Consider the following 22109-nt stretch of genomic DNA (forward strand, 5'->3'; position numbering starts at 1 on the left):
CACCGATAGAGTTTATCAAGGAAATGCGTATCAACCGTGCCGTGCAGCTCATCGAGACGGGCGAATATTCCATGACTCAGATTTCCTATATGGTAGGAATCAACGACCCGCGTTATTTCAGTAAATGCTTCAAGCAGAAAATGGGAATGACGCCGACGGAATACAAGGATAAAAGAACGAAAAAATAATAAATTCGGGTGAAGCGAACTTTAATGCCATTTGTTGTGTTATTATAAGACATTGAAACAAACCGGACTATAATGATATATTTGATTTTTTTATTGGCAATAGGACTATTGGTCGGATGGAGCTTATGGAAAGCTCCATCCGATATTGATTTATGGGGAAAAGAATTGGATAGTGACAGTACGACAAGAGGATGAATTCCAATAAAATGGATTCATCCTCTTGTAGGTTTATGGAGAACTGTTCTTTTTTAATACCAACGTGGGTCGCCGACTTTCTTGTAAATTAAGTCTTCGTTACCTAAAGTGAAGTCCCCGTTGGTTGCATCTTTATAACCAGGATCCAATTGGGTTCCGCTTCCGTCCGTAAATTTGCCACTACCTCCAGCCACACAATAGCCGTCAGCTTTGAAGTAGTTGTTGTTCTTGAAAGTCGGAACGGCTGTCTTGTCTTGATTGGAGAAATTCCCAGCCGTATTAGTCACCATGTTGTTGGTGAATGTAATGCTATTACCTTTGAAACGGACATAGAGAATACGTTTGCTGCTTGAATTGCAGACACCATCCAAAGTACAATTGTTAATGATAATAGTAGGAGCAATACTGGCAAAATCGCTGGATTTGTCATCATAGCGTATCAAGTCACGTTCCAAACAACTTTTCCAAATAGTGGTATTCGTCATCTTAATAGCCTTGATGGCACCCGAACGACAGTCGAACATATCACCTCCACTACACTCGATGTTATGGAACAAACAATTGTTGATGTTGATTTCATCAATTGTGGCAGCTACGTTCACGTAGTAAACCCCTTTACCATAATTCATCATTTCACAATCGTCAAGGGTCAATCCTTTAAAAGCTGTTGCACTCTTATAGTCGAAAGCCTGGCTTCCGTCAGTGTCTTTACCGTCGAGGATTATTTGTTTCATGCTTACGGCAGAAGCTCCTTCCATGATTTGGAAACAACCGTTGATGATAGGACGGTCATTGGGACGGACAGCTTGATTTCAATGCTTTTGTTCAATGCAATCTTTCCTATTTTACCGTTTTCATCTTTAGCCACTTGGTAAATGCCGGGGAAGAATGCCAATACAGCTCCGTCTTCGGCATCGGTAATTATTGCAGCAAAATCATCCTCGGGATATACCGGAATGGCACCGTCCAGGTCAATCAACGTTTCAAAGCTGACTGTACCGCGAGTCTTTCCGTCTGTTCTTAGTAGTTTGGCCGTATAGGCAGTTTCAGGTATCAAATCCGTGATTGTAGCTGCGCCTGCTGCTATTTCATCAGACGTGACTTTATGCTCAATATTGCCCGGTGTCAGTATAATCTTGTCTGCCGCCTCGCCAGCCGTCCAGCGCAAAGTCACTTGTTTCGCTTTCAGTTCGTCAGGATTTACCTCCTTGAATATTTGTTCTGCATTGGTCTTGAATTCAATGCCACTCCATTTGGATTCAGTGATGTTTTCACCGCGTGCAAGGATACGGGCTGTAAATTTGGTTTCACTTTCTAGCTTGGTTACAGTGTAAGGAATCTCACTGCTGGCGATTCCGGTAATGGTCCGTATGGGAGTACCGTCATAGGTGAGTATCTTGCTGTCATTCTCATCTTCGTCTTCAGAAGTTTGATCGGCATTCTGATAGATTTCCAAGTCATAACTCTGTGCTCCGCTTACGGGAGTCCATGTCAAACGGACATTGATTTGGTTCACAACTCTTGCTTCCAAGTTAATGGGGGCAAACAGACGCTCATAGTTGACACTTGTAATAAGTTCGCTTTGATCTTCACAAGCTGTTGTTAAGGCCATTGTGACAATGGTCAACAAGCAAATGTATTTTTTAAATTTCATGTATTTCAATTAATTAGGTGTTGATTAATTGTTGCTTAACATACCATTACTGCTATCAATGAATGTCTGCCAGATAGGCCAGTACTGGTTTTCGTCAGGATTTTGGGTGTAAAGTGCATCAATGGTTTTGTCTTCTAGTTTGGTTTCTGAAATCCAGGTCGTATTTTCTTCATATCCGAGGGATGCACCTTTAGCATCAGTATCTCCGTGGTTTAAACCATAGATTACCAATGTTTCACCATCTGTGCCTATTTTATAATAAAGTTTTTCTGGCAGGTCGGCATACGCACCTTCACGGCTGCGCAGTTGTTGCATTTTGGTCTTGGCTTCTGCCATTTTAGTACTTAATAAGTTCCAGCGAATCAAATCGGCTTTTCTTAACATTTCACCGGCAAACTCAAATGCGCGTTGCTCAACGATAGCATTGAAGAATGCGTCCTTGCTGGCCGTAGCTCTATTCATATAAGCTGTTACTTTGGTTGCCGGCAGAGCACGATCCAGAATCGGTTTCATATAAACTGCGGCGGCAGACGGACTTTCCAATTCGTTGATGGCTTCAGCCGCCATCAGATAAACATCTGCAAGACGCATGTATTGCCAGTTGATTCCGTCGTCGTTGGTGGAGGTCACAATGCGGCTCATCCATTCGTAACGTAGTTTGCCGAAGCACCATTTGTTCAAACTGCGTAATTGTTGCTTGGCGGTCGTTTCTTTGCTCCATTCATAGGGAACGCAAGTAATGTCACGGCGGACATCTTCCACATCATAGTCATAGAACAGGGTAGGCAACGGACCGTTTACGCCACCTTGTGCTTGTTGGGTATACTGGTCTTTTTCGTTATGTTTCACACCGAATGTATAGAGAACGCGTCCGCGACCATCAGAAAACGGGATTTCCCAGATTGATTCTTCACCTGCTGATACTATGTCTTTGCAAAGCCGGTCGAAATTGTCCTTGAAGGAACCTAATTTGTTGCATCCTCGCTCGATGATGTCCACACATTCATTCTTTGCGATAGTGTACATCTTGCTTCTTTCCAAATCCGGGTCATTGCTCAGACGAACTCCGTCGGCACGCTGGCTGTAACCGCCGGCATAAAGAGCGATACGCGCCCTGAGAGCTTTTACAAACGCTTTGTTTACGCGTTCGACGCTTTTGGTTACGGAAGTTGCATTGGGCCATGCAACCAATCCTGCAGCTTCTTCCAAATCGGCCAGCAATTGTTTGTAGATAACATCTCTGTCGGAACGCCCCAGGTACATGGTTGCAGTAGTTATCGGTTCAAAACGGGCTGGTACATCTCCCCAACCTTTCACCAAGTCGAGATAAATCACTGCTCGTAATGCCAGTGCTTCACCCAGTAATTGGGCCAGTTCGCTGTTAGTTTCTACATTTCCATAAGTGCGCAGACCGGCAATAGCTTGGTTGGCACGTTCAATACCCTCATAAAACTTGGCATAAGCATTGGTTGTATTGTTCATCTGGCTGTTTATGGGAGTTGCGGCATAAGAACCGAGATCATATTTGCCGCCGTCCGGCATTTTGGTGATATCCATACCGTTGATCCATTCGATGTCGGAGTTCAATCCGTAGAACGGTAAAAAACGTCCGCGATAAGAGTTGGTTTCACCAAACGATTGATGGATACCCATTACTGCTGCTTCGGCCAGCGAAGGGGTCGAGAAGATGACTTGAGCATCCAATGCGGATTTGCTCGGTGCTTCCAAGTCGCAAGAGGAGAATCCTCCTGCCATTGACAGGGATATGAGGGAGATATAAATTAATTTTTTCATTTCTGTACTGTTTTTTGTTTGGTTTAGAAATTCAAGTTAACACCTATAACAAACTGACGGCTCTTGGGATATGCGGAGTAATCTACACCCGGAGTCAAGTTTGTCTTGCGGATAGTGGAAACTTCCGGGTCGTAGCCGGAATAACTTGTCAGACAGAATACATTGTACGCAGTTGCATAGAAGCGCAAGTTTTGGATTTTCACTTTCTGCGTCAGAGCATTCGGCAGTGTATAGCCTAAAGTCAATGTATTCAAGCGGAGGAAAGAACCGTCCTCTACGGCCCAATCACTGAATATCATGCGGTCTGTATAGGGAGACCACATCGTAGTGTTGGCATTCATTTCAGCTAATTTGGCTGGGTCATTGCACAGCGTACCGTCTGCATTCAGATTGGTCCAGCGTTTACCGTCGGCCATGTCGCTAATCATGTTGCGGTATTGGTATTTGCCGGTAGAGGTAAACTCAACCTTGTTGGCATTGTATATGTCGTTGCCTACACTCCAGTTGAAGTTTGCACTCAAATCGAAGCCATATGCGCGTGCATTGATGGTGAAACCACCGGTATGGGTAGGATTGGCATCACCGATGATTTCTTTGTCATAATTGTCAATAACACCATCAGGGGCACCGTCCTTGCCTCCTATATCTTTCAACTTCATCATACCGGGACGAACTTTGCCTACTGCAGCTGTAGCGTCGGCTACACCTTCTTTCAATATCCACGCATTGGTGGCTTCATCATATCTTTCAAAATCCGAAACTTCATAACGACCGTCTGAACGGTATCCATACATTTGGCCTACACTTCCTCCTTTGGCAATCCAAAAGTCATAACCGATTTCTGAAGATGCCCAATATGTTTCAGCACCGAAGTCATCCATGATGCCTAGGTCTTTGATTTTGCTTTTGTTGAAACCGATATTGGCACTGAAGCTTAATTCCCAGTTCTTTTTATTGACTGCCGTCCAGTTCAGAGTGACTTCAAGACCTTTGTTCTCAGTTTTACCCATGTTACGGTATTGGTTGTCATAACCGGTACCTCCCACAGGGAATTCAATCAGCAAGTCTTTAGTAGTATTCAGGTAGGCCTCAACAGTACCGTTCAGCTTGCCTCCCCAAAGGGTGAAATCCAGACCGAGATTGCGGGTAATGGTAGTTTCCCACTTGAGGTCGGGGTTGGCCATTGTTTTTGAAGGAGCCCAATAATTGCTGAATCCATTAATCCAAGCTGTTGCCGAGTTACTGTATGATTGGACCATTTGTCCAGCTGGAATATTGTTATTACCGGCCGTACCGTAGCTGAAACGCAGTTTCATGTCATCCAGCCATCCTCTGGCGTTTTCCATGAACGGTTCGGAAGATATACGCCATGCAACGGCTGCAGAGGGGAAATACCCCCATTGGTTGCCGGATGAGAATTTAGAAGAACCGTCGGTACGGAACGTAGCGCTGAACAGATATTTGCTGTCGAAATCATAGTTTACACGTCCGAAGTAGGACAACATTTTGTCATCGGGATTTAAATAATTGTCAATATTATAAGGAGTGCCCATTGAAGTCAGTTTCCATGCTTGGTCCGCAGTAAATCCTTCAGGAAAACCATGAACGATATTGGTCAGTTTGGAGGATTTGGTAATAATCCATTCATGACCTACCATGGCATTCAAGTGGTGTTTGTCATTTTTCAGCAGTTTTGAGAAGTCGTAGCTGATGGTATTGGTGCTACGGAACTTGTGGCGTTTCGTATCGGCAATTTGAATAGCCGGTTTGCCTTGGTTTCCGGAGGAGGGAACATTTTTGATGTAATAAGTGGTCAATCCCCAGAAACGTTGGTCATTGTTGCGATAGTCATCATAGCCCACTTCTGCTTTGATTTTGAAGTTATCGAATATTTCCCATCCGAAACTTCCTGCCATGTTCAAGGTTTTACGCTCTTGTTGACGGTCATTGTCAGAGATAGAAACCAATGGGTCATAAAGGTTACCTAAATCGTCATCGTCACTTCCGGCAGAAGAATCCAGATTCTTTAAAGGTATCGGTGTGTAAATTACAGAATATTTCAGACGTTTGTCAGAATCATAGGTACTACTTACGTCATTGGCGCCACCTCCGGCAATATCAGTCTCAGAGTATCGTACAGTAAAATCAACAGTAGTATTTTTGCTTGGTTTACTGTTTAATTTCAGGCTGAAGTTATCGCGTTTGAAGTTGGAACCTTCCATGATGGCCTTGTCATTCATATGAGCATAGCTGAAAGCATATCTGATTTTATCACTACCACCGGTAATGCTTAAGTTGTGGTTGAATGTGTTGCCAGTCCGTCCAAATGTCAGATCTTGCCAGTCGTTGTATGGAATATTGTCATACATATCCATATCCTGGTATTTGCCGAAAAATTTTTCATAGGAACTGAGGTCTTTACCGTTGTTTTTAAGTAATGCTAATTCGTATTGCCATTTTGCGTAGTCTTTCGGGGAAAGAACATCTTGAGTTTTGGCAATCTTTTTCCAGCTGTAATAGGCGTTGTAGCTTACGTTGATCTTGCCTTCTTTACCGGACTTCGTTGTGACTAGAATTACGCCGTTTGCACCGCGTGAACCGTAGATTGCAGTAGAAGATGCATCTTTCAATACGGTCATATCTTCAATGTCCGAAGCCGGAATGTCAGAAATAGATTCTACCGGGAAACCGTCTACAATGAACAAGGGGTCGTTGCTCTGAGAGATGGAACCGCCGCCACGCACGCGAATCTTCATTTCCGCATCGGGCGAACCTTCTGTGGTGGTAATCTGTACACCGGCCATTTTACCGGTCAGGGCTTCGGTGGCAGAGGCTACCGGAACGGCAGCCAGTACATCGGAGTTGACTGTTGCCACAGACCCCGTCAAGTCTTTACGCTTTACGGAACCATAACCGATGACCACCACCTCTTCCAGGGCTTGGGTATCATCTGCCAGCACTACGTTGATTGTTTTTTGTCCTTTGACGGAAACCTCTTGTGTAGTCATACCTACATAGGAGAATACCAATGTGGCATTGGAAGGAACGCTGAGGGTGAAGTTTCCGTCAATGTCGGTGATTGTACCATTGCTGGTATTCTCTTTTTCTACCACGGAAGCACCAATCACGGTTTCTCCCGTCTTGTCTGTCACAGTACCTTTTACGGTTACATTTTGCGCTGATACGCTGAGCGATACCATGGCTACTAAAAAGAATAGTAACGCGGTGCGCATGTTTTTCATCTTGTTAGACATTCTTTGCATGTTTATAATTTAAAGTAATTCTTTTCTCTCACTGTGTTCGCACACACTGTTAATTCGTTGATGCAAATGTAGAGAGATGTGAAAAAGGGTATGTGCAAAATTTGTTTTTAGGCTGGTATTTTTTGTTATCTATGGTATATTAGCATGTTAATTCCGGTCTGTATGATGTTTTAAAGCAGGAAAAGAGGGGTGAGTGTGTATTTTTTGTTTCGAAAGGGAGGGGCGTATGTCAAAAAACAGCGATAGCGGCAATGTCTGTAGCCTTGTCTACAATATGTGCCGGATGAAACTCTTCCAGCTCCGTACGGGGGCGGAATCCCCAGGTGACACCGCAGGCAGTGACTCCGGCGTTGGCGGCCGTCTGCATGTCTACCCCGGAGTCTCCCACGTAGAGCACGTCTTCACGGGATACCTGGGCAATGTCCAGAATGTCATGCACCACTGTCGGGTCGGGCTTCACGTTGACCCCTTCCCTTTGTCCGAAGACGGCGGTAAAGCGTATGTTGGGGAAGTAATGCGCAATTAGTTTTACGGTAGCCGATTGATATTTGTTGGAAGCCACGGCCAGCATCATCTTCTCCTGCAACTGTTCCAGCAGTTCGGGGATGCCGGGGTAAGGGCGGCTCTTATCGGCATTGTGCACATCATAATAAGGAACAAACTCCTTGCGGACCTGCAAGACGTTTTCTTCGCTCTTTTCCCCTTCCGGAAGGGCGCGCTCGAATAGTTTGTTGATTCCGTTGCCAACCATGAAGTTATAGGCCGATTCCGGGTGGGGGGGATAGCCGAGCGCTTGCAGGGCATGGTTTGTACTTTGTGCCAAATCGGCGATTGTATTCAGTAAAGTTCCGTCCAGGTCAAATATAATCAGCTTCTTCATTGTCTTCTCTATTTTTTAGTTTGCTGCAAATATAGGCTTTTTGCATTCATGTTCAAATGCTGCCTCGAGTTTCAGGTATTTGCAGGACAATATAGAGAGTGCAGCCTTACTTCCGGCTGATTCTGAACCAGTCGACGTCCACCCAGCCGCCGTCATTGGTTACAATGGCAGGACGTGTGCAGAACATGCCGACTTTAGTACCGATCCATTTGCCCTCTTTTGCCTGGAAGGGTTTGCCGAGGGGCTGATATTTTTTTCCGTCGAGGCTGTAACTGAAGTCGCACATCACCAGGAGGTCATGACTGCCTTCACTCTCTGCAATTTTCTTTCCGTCGCAGTTGAATTTGACGCGCAGATAGACGGTATTCTCTTTCAAATCCACGCTTCCGTTCGCTTGTTCGGGTGTGCCTTTGTCCGCTTTCGGGCAGGAAACTTGCGAGAGTACCAGGCCATTGCCGGTATTCTCCAGTATCAGCCCTGCATAATCCATGCCCATAACTATCAGTCCGGTACGTTCGCCTTTGTACTTTTCCGTCGGCTCGAAGGTCAGTTTCATGGTAGCGGTGAAGTTGGCGGCGGGAGCTTTCTGTAACAGCAGGTTGGCTACGTCCCACAGATTCTTGTATTCCTCGACAACGGGATATGAATAGAGGCGTACGAGGCTTTGGTCTCCGGCATAGTAAGCCCACTTTTCATTGATATTGGCATGCCATTGCCATTGAGGGGAGAGGGTATAGCCGTCGAACTCATCGCTTTCCTGCGGATTGCAGAGGGGATAGGTACTACCCATGTCAGGTTTCTTATAAGTCATTACCGGCTCTCCGCAACCGTCACCGTCTTTGTCGGCACCGATGACGGGCCATCCGTCTACCCATGTCATGGGCTGCAGATGTACCAGACGACCGTAAGCGCCTACATCCTGGAAGTGCAGGAACCAGTTTTCGCCGGTAGGGGTATCCACCCATGCACCCTGGTGAGGGCCGTTGATGGGACTGCTGCCTTGTGCAAGCACCTTCTTCCATTCGTAAGGTCCGTACACATTCTTGGAACGGAGCACCACTTGCCAGCCCGTAGGCACGCCGCCTGCCGGATGGAAGATGTAGTAATAGTCTCCTTTCTTATAGAGTTTCGGTCCTTCGCAGGTCTGATGGGCCTTGTGCCCGTCGAAGATGATGCGCGATTGTGTGATGGCCCTGGTTGCATCCGCATTCAGTTCGCAGATGGAGAGGATGCTTTTCAGTCCGGCACGACTGCCTGCATACGCGTGCACCATGTAGACTTTGCCGTCTTCGTCCCAGAAAGGACAGGTATCGATGATGCCTTTTCCGGGCTTCACCAGTATGGGTTCGGTCCACGGTCCTTTGGGGTCTTTGGCTTTCACCATGAAAGCTCCCTGGTCAGGGTCGCCCCAGAAGATGTAGAATTCTCCGTTGTGGTGGCGGATGGCAGGTGCCCATACCCGGTTGCCGTGTTCGGGGTGTTCGGGAGTCTCGACCGGAGCCAGCGCGTAGGGCACGGCAGCGCCGATGATGGTCCAGTTCACCAGGTCTTTGGAATGCAGAATCTGCAATCCGGGCAGGCAGTTGAAGCTGGAGGAAGTCAAGTAGAAGTCATTCCCCACGCGGCAGGCATCCGGGTCGGAATAGTCTGCATGGAGTATGGGGTTCTTGTACTTGCCGTTTCCCAGGTCCGGACACCAGACTTCGGAAACGTAGTTCTTCTGTTGTGCCGCTAAGGGCAGGGCGAATAGTAGGGCAAGTCCTATAAAGGTGTTCTTGATTCTCATATTATTGTAAAAAAGGGTATGCGATTGTTTCATTAGCCTTTTATTTTCACTTCTACCGGGTGTTCAAGTTCTTCCCTCCATGCCTGCATATAGGCGAACCAAGCTGTCGGGGTAGGATAGCCGAAGGTTTCCTTGCGGGAAGTGAACATGGTGTAGTGGTGGAAACGGTGCTTGCCGGGAGCGGCAATTGTATAGAGGAAATTGTCTTTATCCTTCACCTCTTCGCAGACGTATTCCCGGGGGATGTAGGTGGCGATTCCTACGGTTTCTTTGGCATAGTTCACGGTGTCCGTCACGGGCCAGTGCCTTCCCCAACTGCCGACCAGGCCCTTGTGGTCGGAAAAAGAAAGGGTCTCGTTGCCCATAATGTTCTGTACACCGGTGCAGAACACCTCATCTGCCAGCGGCTCGTCAAAGAAGGTTTCTACCCGCAGGTCGCGGTGTCCGGCATAGAGGATGTAGCGGTTGGTCATGCTCAGTTCCTTGCCTTGATATTCCCAGCCCTTCACCTCCGCTTCAACCACGGTACGCACAGGACCGTAGGCAAGGATGCGCTCGGTACGGAAGGCTATTGGCTCAATGTGGGTGGCCTTTGTGCCGTCCCATCCCTTCAGTGCACCGATGCCACAGCTGTTGCCCACCATCAGTACGTCATCGCCAAAACCTCGCGCCAATTGTTCTTTGGTGGGGTAGAATTGGCTTTCCTCGATTTCCAGTCCTTTGTTGAACTTGCCATACGGGTCTATGGTCTGTTTCTGGTTGAAATAGATGCGATAGGCCACTAATTCGGATTCAAACATAGGACCGTGTCCGTGTACCATGCTGTAGAAGTTGGTGGTGCCGGGCACGGTGACGGATTGTATGGGAGTATGCTGCTGCTTCTTGGCGTCGCGTATCAGCATCTCGGCGAATACGCGCGCAGGGTAAGTCTTGTTTGCCTTGGCAGACGAAAGGGTAACGGCCAGCATTTTTGTACTTTGTGCGGGTACATCTATTACAAAAGCCAGTTCATCGGCTTTCAGGTCGCCGTTCAGGTCATCCAGTTGCGAGGGGATTTCCTTTTTTCCGTCCATCACCACGGCAGAGCGCACATGGAAGGACGGATTAATTTCGTTGAGGCGTATGACGACCGGCTCATCCGTCTTGTCTTTATTCCATTGGTTGCTTACTTCTATGGTGAACTGTGCCGTTCCAGTCTGTTGTGCAGACAAGTTCAAAGGAAGGATACACAGCGTACAAAGAAATGTAAAAAAGTTGTTTTTCATAATTGTTCGGCTTTAGAGTGCAAATGTAACAGAATTTTTTTAGTCATAGTCTTTTCCGTTCACCTTTACATTCTCTGCATTCTTTATCTGCAGCACTTTGCCTTTGGTCTCGATGCGGATGTCCTCCAATGTCACATTCTTGGCTTGACTGATGACGATTCCTTCTTTGGCGTCACTGATTACGACATGCTTTACACTGATATTGTCGATAGGCATCTCGGGCAGTCCGTTGAAGAACATGGCACGTCCGGACCCCTTGCAGACTATATTGGAAATATGGATGTTGCGGAAAGCGGGGGTTTCTACCGTTACCGGTGGTACATTTGCTTTCATACGTCCTTCCAGCTCTTCTTCCGTCTCTTCACCGGCCCCCTTGCCGCCGTAGAACAAGTCGAACAGCAATGGCTCATGGGGAATGTCAATCATATGGATATTGTTAATGTAGATGTCCTCGACCACACCGCCGCGTCCACGGGTACTTTTGAAACGTAGGCCGACATCCGTACCCAGGAAAGTGCAGTCGGATACATAGATATTCTTGACGCCTCCGGACATTTCGCTGCCTACTACGAAGCCGCCGTGTCCGTGCAGTACGGTGTTGTTTTTCACAATCACATTCTGGCAGGGCTCTCCGCGTCTGCGTCCGTCCTCGTCCTTGCCGGACTTGATGCAGATGGCATCGTCGCCGGCATCGAATATATTGTTGATGATGAGTGCATTTTTACAGGATTCCAGGTCCAGCGCATCGCCATTCTGCGAATACCACGGATTGAATACCTTCACCTTGTTGATGGTAATATGCTCGCAAGACAACGGATGCAGGCACCAACTCGGAGAATTTTTGAAAGTGACTCCTTCCAGCAGCACCTTCTTGCTTTTGACGATGTTCAGCAGTACCGGACGCAGCCATGGACGGATTTCATTCCATTCTTCTTCCGTTTCAATGCCTTCGGGATTGTTGAACTCCTTGCAGGCCAGGGCCCCTTTCAGTGCGCCGGCTGTGGGATACCACACGGATTTGTCCACTACACCACCTGATTTCACAAGGTTTTCCCATTGGGAAGCGGTCAGTTTGCCCTTTTTCACCGGGCGCCAGCTGTCACCGGCGCCATCGAACACGCCATGCCCCGTAATGGCAATATTCTCGGCATTCCATGCCGAAATGGGAGACTGGCAGCGGCGGGTCTCCAGTCCCTCAAAGGAGGTCTTTATGATGGGATAAGCTTCAAAGTCGTCAGTAAACACTACCAGGGCATTCTTCTCTGTATAGAGGTTTACGTTGCTCAAGAGTTCTATCGGTCCGGTCAGCCACAGTCCTTCGGGGATGATGACTGTACCGCCTCCTTTGGCGTTTACTTCCTTAATGGCATGGTTGATGGCTTTGCTGTTCAGCGTGATGCCGTCATTTTTGGCTCCGAACTGCACTATGTTTACCGAATAGTCGGGAAAGACAGGCTGTTCCACCTTTGGCATGTCGAACGGGAGGTTTTCATAGATACTGTTATTTATATGGTTTCCGCATTGTGCCTGCATTGCATGCTGGGCGGGTAGCAACGGAAGAGATAAGGCTGTGAGCACCAATAGCTTTTTAATAAATGTGTTCATTCGTGATACTGTATTTGATTACTGTTTGCAAATGTATCGGGCTTTGGTTGAAACGATGTGTACTTATTGTTGGTTTTGGTGTATTTTTTGTCGTTCTTCCCTTTTCTTTGCACACTTTCGGGCTTTTTATGCAAAAACTTCCTATCTTTGCAGCCGAATTTTACTAAAAATAGGTATGAGTTACAATTTGTTGAAAGGAAAAAGAGGCATTATTTTCGGTGCTCTGAATGAGCAGTCCATTGCCTGGAAAGTAGCAGAAAAAGCAGTAGAAGAAGGTGCGACCATCACTTTGTCGAATACGCCGGTTGCCGTACGTATGGGCGAAGTGTCCGCTCTTTCGGAGAAACTGAACTGTGAGGTGATTCCTGCAGATGCTACAAGTGTAGAAGATTTGGAAAATGTATTCAAACGCTCTATGGAAGTATTGGGTGGCCCGGTTGACTTCGTGCTGCACTCCATCGGTATGTCTCCCAATGTGCGTAAGAAACGTACATACGATGATTTGGATTACGATATGCTGGAAAAGACGCTGGATATTTCCGCTGTCTCTTTCCACAAGATGATACAAGCTGCCAAGAAGCTCAACGCCATTGCCGACTACGGCTCAATCCTGGCGCTGAGTTATGTGGCTGCGCAGCGTACGTTCTACGGTTACAACGATATGGCAGATGCCAAGGCACTGCTGGAATCCATCGCCCGCAGCTTCGGTTACATCTACGGACGCGAACACCATGTACGTGTCAACACCATTTCCCAGTCTCCCACGATGACCACTGCCGGTTCCGGTGTGAAGGGTATGGACAAGCTGTTCGACTTCGCCAACCGCATGTCTCCTCTGGGCAATGCTTCTGCCGACGAGTGTGCGGACTATTGTATCGTCATGTTTTCCGACCTCACCCGCAAGGTCACCATGCAGAACTTGTTCCACGATGGAGGTTTCTCCAGCGTAGGTATGAGTCTTCGCGCCATGGCTACCTATGAGAAGGGTTTGGATGAGTATAAGGACGAAAACGGAAATATCATCTACGGCTAATGGAACTCGCACTTTATCTTTTGCCAGTCACCCTGGGCGATACGCCTATTGAAACGGTGTTGCCTCCTCATAATAAGGAGGTAATACTGGGAATCCGCCATTTCATCGTGGAGGATGTGCGCTCGGCACGCCGATTTCTGAAGAAGGTGGACAAGGGAATAGATATTGATGCGTTGACATTCTATACGTTGAACAAGCATACGTCGCCCGAAGACATCTCCGGCTATCTGAAGCCGCTGGTGGAGGGGCAGCCGATGGGCGTAATCTCCGAAGCAGGTTGTCCGGCTGTGGCCGACCCGGGAGCGGACGTAGTGGCTATTGCACAACGGAAAAACTTAAGAGTGGTCCCCTTGGTGGGACCCTCTTCCATTATCCTCTCCGTCATGGGTTCCGGCTTCAACGGACAGAGCTTTGCCTTTCACGGTTATCTTCCCATAGAACCGGCAGAGCGTGCCAAAAAGCTGAAAATGCTGGAACAACGCGTCTACAATGAACACCAGACCCAGCTTTTCATTGAAACGCCTTACCGCAATAATAAGATGATAGAGGATATTCTTCATAACTGCCGTCCGCAGACCAAGCTCTGCATTGCGGCGAACATTACTTGTGAAGGGGAGTATATCAAAACCAAGACTGTGAGGGAGTGGCAGGGCAAAGCCCCCGACCTTTCTAAGATCCCTTGTATTTTTCTCTTGTATAAATAATAGCTTCCAGGTGCTCGAATTCATATTCCAGGCAACTGCTGAAGAAGTTCCGTCCCAGGTTGTGTTCCATCTGCTGGAACGTCCATAGCTTTCCACCCTTGAAATTCTTATTGCATAAGATGGAATCATCGTCCAGGTCGAGCGTGAAGAGATAGACCAGGCGGTTGGTGGCTTCATTCTCAAAATGGTACATGAGGTTGAAGTGCAGATGGTCTAATGGGGCGGTGGGAAGCGTTTGCCGTACTATTCTGTGTGCGCCTTGTTCCAACGTTTCTCCATATATCAGGTAACCCTCCATCAGCAAGTCGATTTTGTCTTTCTCGAAAACGTTGCATTTGGGGCGGGGGAGGAGAAACAGCATGCTGTGTGAGGCAACGGCAATCCGGACAACCGGATTGATATAGTTGTTTTTCCGGTTGATGGCCTCTGAGGCGATGGCTTTCCCCGTAACGTCTCCTTTGGTATTGACTATCGGTACGAAAACCGTGTGGTTCATCACTATATTGAAATAGAAGATGCCGAACTGGTTGAACAGAATGCTTGATATAAAGACGAGGGGAGGCGCCACATAAAACAGAATGTAGCGGGTAGTGTCTCCCAAAGGGTAACTGACCAGAATCGCCAAGGAGATAATCAGAAAATGCAGCAAGCTTATGATAAGGATTACGCGTGCGGATACGATGGCGGCTTCTGCCCCTTGTGCAAAAAGCTGCTTACTGCATTTTTGTGTCTGGGACATGTGGTAGTCCAGAAACCTTCTCCTATTGAGGTAGATGATGAACGGGGGGATGATGGCGCTGATTTCCAGCGTGAACGGAAGCATGAAACGGGGACAGTAGTTTACGAAGAATAGGGTTGTTACCGATAATAACAGTAACATTCCGGTAGTACAGTAAAGTATGATTTGCGGAACATGCGTTCCTCTATGCTTCACCGAATAGATGCTAAATAAGAGTCCTACACCTGCACCGATGTAGATGGACATGTCCTGTGTTATAAACTCGCATAATATGATGGATATTATAACAGGGATGAATCCCAGCGACATATTGAATCTTGATGATAGAATTCTTTGATGGCTCATTATCCGTATTATGATTTTGTCGTTTACATCATAACAACTGGGAGATTTAAATGTTTCCTATTTTGCTCCTTTTTTGTATAAAATGAATCTGTTTTTCCGCATGATAGGAGGAACGTACCAATGGAGCGCTTTCCACTTGCTGAAACCCTTTTTCCAATCCTTTCTCTTTGTAGAGTGCAAATTGTTCGGGAGTAATATATGCTGCTACCGGATAATGTTTGTGTGTGGGTTGAAGGTATTGGCCTATGGTCAGTATGTGGCAGCCCACCCGGCAGAGGTCGTCCATCAGTTCTTCCACTTCTTCCGGAGTCTCGCCCAATCCCACCATAATGCCGGACTTGGTGGTGGTATTGCTTTCTGCAATCTGCCGCAACACTTCCAGGCTTGTCTCATACTTGGCGGCACTGCGTACGAGGGGGCTGATGCGGCGGACAGTCTCCATGTTGTGCGAAATGATTTCCGGTTGTGCATCGATGACTTGTGCCACGAGTTCCTTTCTTCCCTGGAAGTCGGGAATCAGCACTTCGACGGTGGTGTCAGGGTTGAGCCGCTTGATTTCCCGGATGGTACGTACCCAGTGCGACGCGCCTAAGTCGGGCAGGTCGTCACGGTCTACGGAGGTGACGACTGCATGGGAGAGTTTCATCAAGGCGATGGACTCTGCCACATGTGTAGGCTCATCGGCATCCAGTGGCAAGGGCTTTCCGCTCGCCGTGTTGCAGAACTTACAGCACCGGGTGCAGATATTTCCCCCAATCATGAAGGTTGCGGTGCCTTTTCCCCAACATTCCCCCATATTGGGGCAACGACCGCTGCTACAGATGGTATGTAGGCAATGCGATTCGACAATGCGTTTGGTCTCGGTATAGCGCTCGTTGGCACCGATGCTTATTTTGAGCCATTCGGGCTTACGTACTCTTTCGGGCATAGTGTGATGGTAGTTTTTTCACCACAGAGGACACAGAGGCGCACAGAGCTTTTTCAGTGCAGAGGACAAGATTTAAATAAACTCTGTGAGACTCTGTGTCCTCTGTGGTGAGAAAGAAACCGTGTCCTTTGTGGTGAACTTGTTATTTCAATTCTTTGTTGAAGAAGTTGGTCAACCGCGTGTATAGGTGCAGTCGGGTGTTTCCTCCGTAGATACTGTGGTTACGGTTGGTGTAAACCTGCATATCGAACTGTTTGCCGAGCTGTACCAGTTGTTCGGCATATTCGGCACAGTTCTGGAAGTGTACATTGTCGTCTGCCATGCCGTGTACCAGCAGCAGGTTGCCGTGCAGCTTGTCGGCACGGGTAAAGGCAGAACTGGCCTTATAGCTTCGGCGTTTTCTTTCGGTGTGCGCATAAAGCGTTCACCGTAAACGGTGTCGTAGTAGTTCCAGTCGGTAACGGCAGCTACGGCTACTCCGGCCTTGAATACCGGTGTTCCTTCACTCATACTCATAATGGTCATGTATCCGCCGTAACTCCATCCCCAGATTCCGATGCGGTTTTTGTCCACATAAGGCTGGTTGCCCATGTAGAGGGCGGTTTCCACCTGGTCTTTGGCTTCCTTGATACCCAGGTTCAGATAGGTGCATTTGGCGAATTCGGCACCACGTCCTCCGGTGCCACGCCCGTCTACGCAAACCACGATATAGCCTTGCGATGCCATGTAGGTTTCCCAGCTTACACTGAACTTGTCGAGCACTTGCTGCGAACCGGGGCCGCTGTACTGGTACATCAGTACCGGGTATTTCTTGCCGGCGGAGAAGTCGGCAGGTTTCATCATCCAGCCATTCAATGTGGTTCCGTCGGAAGTCTGGAAAGTGAAGAATTCCTTCCGTGGCATGTCATAGCCGCTGATTTCCTGCTTCAATGCCGCATTGTCCATCAGGGTGGCAAGAGTCTTGCCCGTATTGTCGTTCAGCGTAATGACGGTCGGAGTGTCCAGATTGGAATAACGGTTCATATAGTACTTCATGTTCGCACTGAACTGCGCACTGTTTGTTCCGGCTTGTGACGATAGCTTGGTCTTTTTGCCTTTCCGGTCAATCTTGTAGATGGCACTGCGCATGGGGCTTTCCTCGTTGCTGCTGAAGTAGAAGCTCCCTTCTTCGGGGTCATAACCCAGGAATTCCTGCACTTCATATTGTCCGGCTGTCACTTGTTTCAGCAGATTGCCGCCTATGCTGTACCAGTACAGATGGTTGTATCCGCTCTTTTCGCTGACAAAGCTGAAATTTTCCGGATAGAAGACGATGTTGTCGAATACATTCTCGCGGATATAGGTATCGCTTTCATCACGCAGAGCCAGTTTGGCTACCGTGCTGCGAGGGTCGGCAAAGTATAGGTCGAACCGGTTCTGATGGCGGTTCAGCGTCATGACGGCAAGCTTGTTGGGGTCTTGGGTAAAGCGGATGCGGGGAATATAGCCGTCTGCATCTACCGGCACGTTTATCTTGCGGGTCACTTTCGACTTGATGTCGAAGGTGTGTACGGACACTTTGGAATTTACTTCTCCCGTTTTAGGATATTTGTAAGTATACTCTCCCGGATACTTCTCGAAAGGGGTGAAGTGGGGGGCTTGTCCGGCAAAAAGAGGGAAAGAGTAGGAGGGAACATCTTTCTCGTCGAAGCGGATGAAAGCCAGCATCTGGCTGTCGGCACTGAATTCCAGCGCACGGTTGAAGGAGAACTCTTCTTCGTAAACCCAGTCGGGGATGCCGTTCAGCACCTCGTTCTGTTTTCCGTCTTCCGTCACTTGGCTTTCGCTGTTGCCGTAGAGCAGTTTTACAAGGAAAATGTTGTTGTCGCGTACGAAAGCCACCTGATTGCCGTCCGGTGAGAATACGGGCACCTGTTGCGGGCCGCCGTCCGAAAGCTTTTCCACAATATTGTTGATTTTACCGTCCAGGTTGCGCTTCAGGCTGTAGATGTAATGCACAGCCGTATAGGAATGGCGGTAGATGGGAGTTGTTTCGGTGGCAATGAGCAGCTTGCTGCCGTCCGGAGCAAAGCTGTAGCTGTCGAATGTCTTGAACGTGCATTCGCGTGCGGTAGCGGCATCAAACAGCACTTCCACGGGTTTTCCCGTTTTAAAGGAGTATTTGATGATTTGTGTCCTGTCCGCATTCATCTGCGAATAATGTTCTCCGTCTCCCGGGATGGGGATAACGCCGGAAATGTTCTTCGGAGTGAACTTGCCCGATACGATTTCTTTCAAATCGAGCGCCTTGCCACTTTGGGCGAAACCTGCCAGCGTACAGAGGCAGAGGAGGAGTGCGATGCTTATCTGTTTCATATTTTAATTTTATGTATTCATAAATCCGTTGGCGGGATTAAGGCATGGGAATATTCCGAAAAACAGAACATTTTTCCCTTTCTCCCTATCTTCTCCCTATCTTCTCCTTATCTCCTCCTTACCTCCTCCCTCTGTATAGGCACGGAGAAAGTAGGGAGAGGATGGGGAGCGAACCGAAAGACGGAACAAATATACAACAAAGGGAAGATTTATCGAAGCTGTGGGCCGATTTTATTCTTTCTGAACAGAAAAAGCCCGTCCTGCTCCTTGGGGGCGAAGCAGGGACGGGCGTCCGTCACTTATAGATGATGATTGGATGAGATGATGATTGGAATATCTTTCGTTACAAGCACTTGACTTTTCTTTGATATTCTGCAATGGCTGCATCCAGTCGTTCGTGGGCGGTTGTGTCACCCGGAACGTTGTGTGACGGATGGATGTACAAGTGTACGCCACGGTCGGCAAGGATTTCGGCAACGGTAGTGATGGTCATCCATACCATGGTGACGAAACTCAATGTAGACAGCGGACCTACCTTGTCGAAGTGGTTCTTCAAAGGTACGGAGGCGTCTACCAGGGGAACGCAGGAATCCACTACGATATCTGCCAACTGGAAGAGGTTCTTTCCGCTGGAGTGACGGCTGGCCTTGTCGCCCGTTTCGCTGGCCGAACCGTATACGATAACTTTCATGCCGCGCTTCTTGGCTTCCAATGCCATGTCTATATTGACGGCATTGATACCGGTATGTGAGAAAATCCACATACAGTCTTTGGAATCAAAATCATAGTTCTTCATGATTTCCTGGCCGTAGCCTTCTGCCCGTTCCAGGAAGAGGAACTGATGAATACCCATCTGGCCGATAATCTGCGTGAAGAATGTCAGAGGCAATTCGCAAAGCGGGTGGAATCCTACAAAGCTGCCGATACGCGGATACATTTCTTCTACGGGAATTGTTGCGTGGCCGCAACCAAACGTGTGGACCCAACGACCGGCTTCGATGGAATCTGCCATAACAGTGGCTGCTTTCTTGATGTTTTCCAACTGGGTAGCCTCCAGCTTTTCCATAATGCCATGGGCATTCTTTAACCATTCGAGTGCTAACATAACTTTTTTGTTTTTTAAGAAGTTAATAAATTTATTTGAGTGAGCGTTTATACAAAAGGAGCATGACGGCAAGTGAGGCAATCATCAGATAAGGATAAAGCCCGATGCCATTGGCGTATTGGGAAACCATGCCCATCAGGCCGTTCATTGCAGTCTGGCCGACGAGGGCTATGGCAAGCGCCACGCTGAATGCTGTTCCCGATAAGGACGGGTACCGGCTTCCAAGAATGCTGAGTATCACGGGATACGTGGCCGACAGCCCCATACCTACCAGCACCATGCCGACTGCCGCGCGTGCAAAACCCGGCGAGAACATAAGGAAACAGAAGCCTATGGCAGTGAGCGTAAGGCTGTAGGGCAGTACGGTTTCCGGTTTTATCTTCTTGAATATCGCAACCTGCACCATACGTGCCACAGTCAGTCCCGCTACCATGCAGGTCAGTGCAATCAATGCCTGATTGGCCGGAATATCCGTCATCTGCCCAAAGTAACTTGTAGACCAGTTGTTGCAGACACCCTCAATGCCGCTTTGGAAAAAAAGAATGAAGCTGAGTAGCAGTAAGCTGCTTTCTTTCAGCAGTCCCAATCCCTCTTTTACCGGGAAACCTTGCGCCTGCTTAGGGGCGGGGAAGCGTACGGGGATGCAGAATATAATGCCTGCAAGCATCACTACGCCAATTCCCGGCAAGATGGTTTCGAATGAATAATGCTTGGAAAGGGAGCCCAGCAACATCGGTATGCCCAATGCGCCCAGTCCGTAGAACATGCCCAGAAAGCTGAGACGCGACCCTTTTTCGGATTCTCCCGAGATGTCGGATACCAATGCATTGGTTTCTCCGTTGAGGATGCCTCCACTCAAGCCGATGCCGACGATGGAAGCTTGCAGCAGTGGCACACTTTCAAAGAAGGCAAGTCCTTCCATTCCCAGCAGTACGATGATGCAGCTGGGCACCAGCAGGGCTTTATGTCCGAACCGGTCTACGATGGGACCGAAAATCAGGGAACCGGCCAGCATGCCCAGAGGCAGGAAAGTGACCAGTGAGGTTGTCTGCAACCCGCTCAGATTCAGCTTGGCTATGAGGGATGGCAACACTGCTCCCAATGTAATCATGGAGACTCCGAAGAAACACATCCCGATGCACGCTGCCGTGAATACGAGATTCTTGTGATAACTGTTACTCATACAAGTGATTTTTGATGGCAAGAAACGCTGCTCCTATCAGTCCGGCATTACCGGACAATTGAGAAGGTACAAATTCCACCTGCTTGATGCTGAGCGGCTGCGCCCATTTGCAGGCTTCCTTGTAAATGTCATCTATAAAGATACCGGCAGGGCCGAATACGCCTCCGCCCCAAATTATCTTCTGCGGGTTGAGCAGGCTGACCAGATTTGCGGAAGCCATGCCCCACATCTCGACGGCTTTGTGCAATACGGAGATGGCGATAGGGTCTTTTTCATTATAGGCACTGAACACATCATAGGCCGATATGCGGCAGATGGGTTTCTGGCGCAGTTTTCCTTTATATGCCTTGTTGGCGCGTACGGCATCGCGTACCCGTGCCCCGATACCATTGCCGGAAGCGTAATATTCGAAACATCCGCATGCGTCATACTCTTCCCGGTAGGGAGGTTGCAGGGCCATCCAGCCGGTGGCGCCGATAATGTCGTTGGCTCCGTGCAACACGTGCCCGTCGATGATGATGCCGGCACCGATACCGGTTCCCACGGCAATGAATATGGCACTGTGACATTCTTTGGCGGCACCTTGCCACATCTCTCCATACATATAGCAGGTACGGTCGCTGTCGATGTATATCTCGATGCCCGGAGGCGTTACACTGCGCAGCTCCTCATAGAGGGGGTAGTTGTCCCAGCCCGGTATGTTGGGGGCCCATACCCGGTTGGTTTGGGAGTAAACGATACCGGGGATGCAGACACCTATTCCGTCGACGTGTATACGGCTTCTGCGTGCTACGGTAAGAAGTTTGGCGAGGATATCCGCGGCGAGCTTGCCCACTTCGTGACCGGTTCTTCCTTTCAGGAGCCGTTTGCGGTTAAACATCATGCTTCCGTCCGGAAAGAAAATGGCGCTGGCTATTTTGGTGCCGCCTATGTCCAATGCGATTGTTGCCATGGTGTTATAGTATTTATAGGTTGATTCATTAAGGTTGTATGCAAAGCTATGAATTTATTTCATTCTTGAGGAGTATAAGCTGAGGAAATTGTGTGTAAAAAGAGTGTCTAATCACTAAATTGTGTTTAATGTAAT

The 22109-nt window shown here is 48.2% G+C and carries 16 protein-coding genes and 1 pseudogene; 3 read left to right on the top strand and 14 right to left on the bottom strand.

Features of this window, described 5'->3' with window-relative positions:
- The coding region (locus JCM16496_RS22155) for a helix-turn-helix domain-containing protein (RefSeq protein ID WP_145973819.1) at positions 1–188 on the top strand (188 nt) is incomplete at its 5' end.
- Positions 189–436: 248 nt separating this feature from the next.
- On the opposite strand, the gene JCM16496_RS16710 is transcribed toward JCM16496_RS22155, so the two are convergent.
- The 8 genes from JCM16496_RS16710 to JCM16496_RS16745 form a co-directional block, all read right to left on the bottom strand.
- Complete coding sequence (locus JCM16496_RS16710) at positions 437–1141, bottom strand: DUF5123 domain-containing protein (RefSeq protein ID WP_025835692.1); 705 nt, start codon at positions 1139–1141, stop codon at positions 437–439.
- The gene (locus JCM16496_RS16715; protein ID WP_128809685.1) at positions 1120–1995 is read right to left on the bottom strand and encodes a fibronectin type III domain-containing protein; all 876 of its coding nucleotides are present in this window, start codon (positions 1993–1995) and stop codon (positions 1120–1122) included. The genes JCM16496_RS16710 and JCM16496_RS16715 overlap by 22 nt, the downstream gene beginning before the upstream one ends.
- A 66-nt stretch (positions 1996–2061) precedes the next feature.
- Positions 2062–3831 carry a RagB/SusD family nutrient uptake outer membrane protein gene (locus JCM16496_RS16720; protein ID WP_025835697.1) on the bottom strand — a complete coding sequence of 590 codons (1770 nt, stop codon included), beginning with the start codon at positions 3829–3831 and terminating at the stop codon, positions 2062–2064.
- Between the two features lie 23 nt (positions 3832–3854).
- On the bottom strand, positions 3855–7085 hold the full coding sequence (locus JCM16496_RS16725) for a SusC/RagA family TonB-linked outer membrane protein (RefSeq protein ID WP_025835699.1): 3231 nt from the start codon (positions 7083–7085) through the stop codon (positions 3855–3857).
- A 238-nt stretch (positions 7086–7323) separates the two neighbouring features.
- Positions 7324–7974, bottom strand: coding sequence for an HAD family hydrolase (locus tag JCM16496_RS16730; RefSeq protein WP_025835701.1), 651 nt, complete (start codon positions 7972–7974; stop codon positions 7324–7326).
- Between the two features lie 106 nt (positions 7975–8080).
- Positions 8081–9760, bottom strand: a complete 1680-nt coding sequence (locus JCM16496_RS16735) for a glycoside hydrolase family 43 protein (protein ID WP_025835702.1) — start codon at positions 9758–9760, stop codon at positions 8081–8083.
- A gap of 32 nt (positions 9761–9792) precedes the next feature.
- The gene (locus tag JCM16496_RS16740; protein ID WP_025835704.1) at positions 9793–11025 is read right to left on the bottom strand and encodes a DUF4861 domain-containing protein; all 1233 of its coding nucleotides are present in this window, start codon (positions 11023–11025) and stop codon (positions 9793–9795) included.
- A gap of 39 nt (positions 11026–11064) precedes the next feature.
- On the bottom strand, positions 11065–12630 hold the full coding sequence (locus JCM16496_RS16745) for a glycoside hydrolase family 28 protein (protein ID WP_128809687.1): 1566 nt from the start codon (positions 12628–12630) through the stop codon (positions 11065–11067).
- 175 nt (positions 12631–12805) lie between these two features.
- On the opposite strand from JCM16496_RS16745, the gene JCM16496_RS16755 reads away from it, so the two are divergent.
- Positions 12806–13663, top strand: a complete 858-nt coding sequence (locus tag JCM16496_RS16755; RefSeq protein ID WP_025835705.1) for an enoyl-ACP reductase FabI — start codon at positions 12806–12808, stop codon at positions 13661–13663.
- On the top strand, positions 13663–14367 hold the full coding sequence (locus JCM16496_RS16760; RefSeq protein ID WP_025835707.1) for an SAM-dependent methyltransferase: 705 nt from the start codon (positions 13663–13665) through the stop codon (positions 14365–14367). The genes JCM16496_RS16755 and JCM16496_RS16760 overlap by 1 nt, the downstream gene beginning before the upstream one ends.
- Here JCM16496_RS16760 and JCM16496_RS16765 read toward each other — a convergent pair.
- The 6 genes and pseudogenes from JCM16496_RS16765 to JCM16496_RS16795 form a co-directional block, all read right to left on the bottom strand.
- Positions 14333–15451, bottom strand: coding sequence for a hypothetical protein (locus JCM16496_RS16765; protein ID WP_025835709.1), 1119 nt, complete (start codon positions 15449–15451; stop codon positions 14333–14335). The genes JCM16496_RS16760 and JCM16496_RS16765 overlap by 35 nt on opposite strands.
- Positions 15452–15497: 46 nt before the next feature.
- Positions 15498–16379 carry a lipoyl synthase gene (gene lipA, locus JCM16496_RS16770; protein ID WP_025835711.1) on the bottom strand — a complete coding sequence of 294 codons (882 nt, stop codon included), beginning with the start codon at positions 16377–16379 and terminating at the stop codon, positions 15498–15500.
- A 142-nt stretch (positions 16380–16521) separates the two neighbouring features.
- Positions 16522–18734, bottom strand: a pseudogene (locus JCM16496_RS16775) (S9 family peptidase).
- A gap of 343 nt (positions 18735–19077) precedes the next feature.
- Entirely contained in the window at positions 19078–19839 is a 762-nt protein-coding gene (locus JCM16496_RS16785) for a sugar isomerase domain-containing protein (RefSeq protein ID WP_005823892.1), read from the bottom strand.
- 31 nt (positions 19840–19870) lie between these two features.
- Entirely contained in the window at positions 19871–21022 is a 1152-nt protein-coding gene (locus tag JCM16496_RS16790) for an MFS transporter (RefSeq protein ID WP_025835713.1), read from the bottom strand.
- On the bottom strand, positions 21015–21974 hold the full coding sequence (locus JCM16496_RS16795; protein WP_005823887.1) for an ROK family protein: 960 nt from the start codon (positions 21972–21974) through the stop codon (positions 21015–21017). The genes JCM16496_RS16790 and JCM16496_RS16795 overlap by 8 nt, the downstream gene beginning before the upstream one ends.
- Positions 21975–22109: the final 135 nt, after the last annotated feature.

The organism is Bacteroides rodentium JCM 16496 (genome assembly GCF_000614125.1).
GTDB lineage: Bacteria > Bacteroidota > Bacteroidia > Bacteroidales > Bacteroidaceae > Bacteroides > Bacteroides rodentium.

Coding starts and splice junctions, on each gene's coding strand:
- JCM16496_RS16710 (WP_025835692.1), bottom strand. CDS start 1,141: ATGGAAGGAGCTTCTGCCGTAAGCATGAAACAAATAATCCTCGACGGT.
- JCM16496_RS16715 (WP_128809685.1), bottom strand. CDS start 1,995: ATGGCCTTAACAACAGCTTGTGAAGATCAAAGCGAACTTATTACAAGT.
- JCM16496_RS16720 (WP_025835697.1), bottom strand. CDS start 3,831: ATGAAAAAATTAATTTATATCTCCCTCATATCCCTGTCAATGGCAGGA.
- JCM16496_RS16725 (WP_025835699.1), bottom strand. CDS start 7,085: ATGTCTAACAAGATGAAAAACATGCGCACCGCGTTACTATTCTTTTTA.
- JCM16496_RS16730 (WP_025835701.1), bottom strand. CDS start 7,974: ATGAAGAAGCTGATTATATTTGACCTGGACGGAACTTTACTGAATACA.
- JCM16496_RS16735 (WP_025835702.1), bottom strand. CDS start 9,760: ATGAGAATCAAGAACACCTTTATAGGACTTGCCCTACTATTCGCCCTG.
- JCM16496_RS16740 (WP_025835704.1), bottom strand. CDS start 11,025: ATGAAAAACAACTTTTTTACATTTCTTTGTACGCTGTGTATCCTTCCT.
- JCM16496_RS16745 (WP_128809687.1), bottom strand. CDS start 12,630: ATGAACACATTTATTAAAAAGCTATTGGTGCTCACAGCCTTATCTCTT.
- JCM16496_RS16755 (WP_025835705.1), top strand. CDS start 12,806: ATGAGTTACAATTTGTTGAAAGGAAAAAGAGGCATTATTTTCGGTGCT.
- JCM16496_RS16760 (WP_025835707.1), top strand. CDS start 13,663: ATGGAACTCGCACTTTATCTTTTGCCAGTCACCCTGGGCGATACGCCT.
- JCM16496_RS16765 (WP_025835709.1), bottom strand. CDS start 15,451: ATGAGCCATCAAAGAATTCTATCATCAAGATTCAATATGTCGCTGGGA.
- lipA (WP_025835711.1), bottom strand. CDS start 16,379: ATGCCCGAAAGAGTACGTAAGCCCGAATGGCTCAAAATAAGCATCGGT.
- JCM16496_RS16785 (WP_005823892.1), bottom strand. CDS start 19,839: ATGTTAGCACTCGAATGGTTAAAGAATGCCCATGGCATTATGGAAAAG.
- JCM16496_RS16790 (WP_025835713.1), bottom strand. CDS start 21,022: ATGAGTAACAGTTATCACAAGAATCTCGTATTCACGGCAGCGTGCATC.
- JCM16496_RS16795 (WP_005823887.1), bottom strand. CDS start 21,974: ATGGCAACAATCGCATTGGACATAGGCGGCACCAAAATAGCCAGCGCC.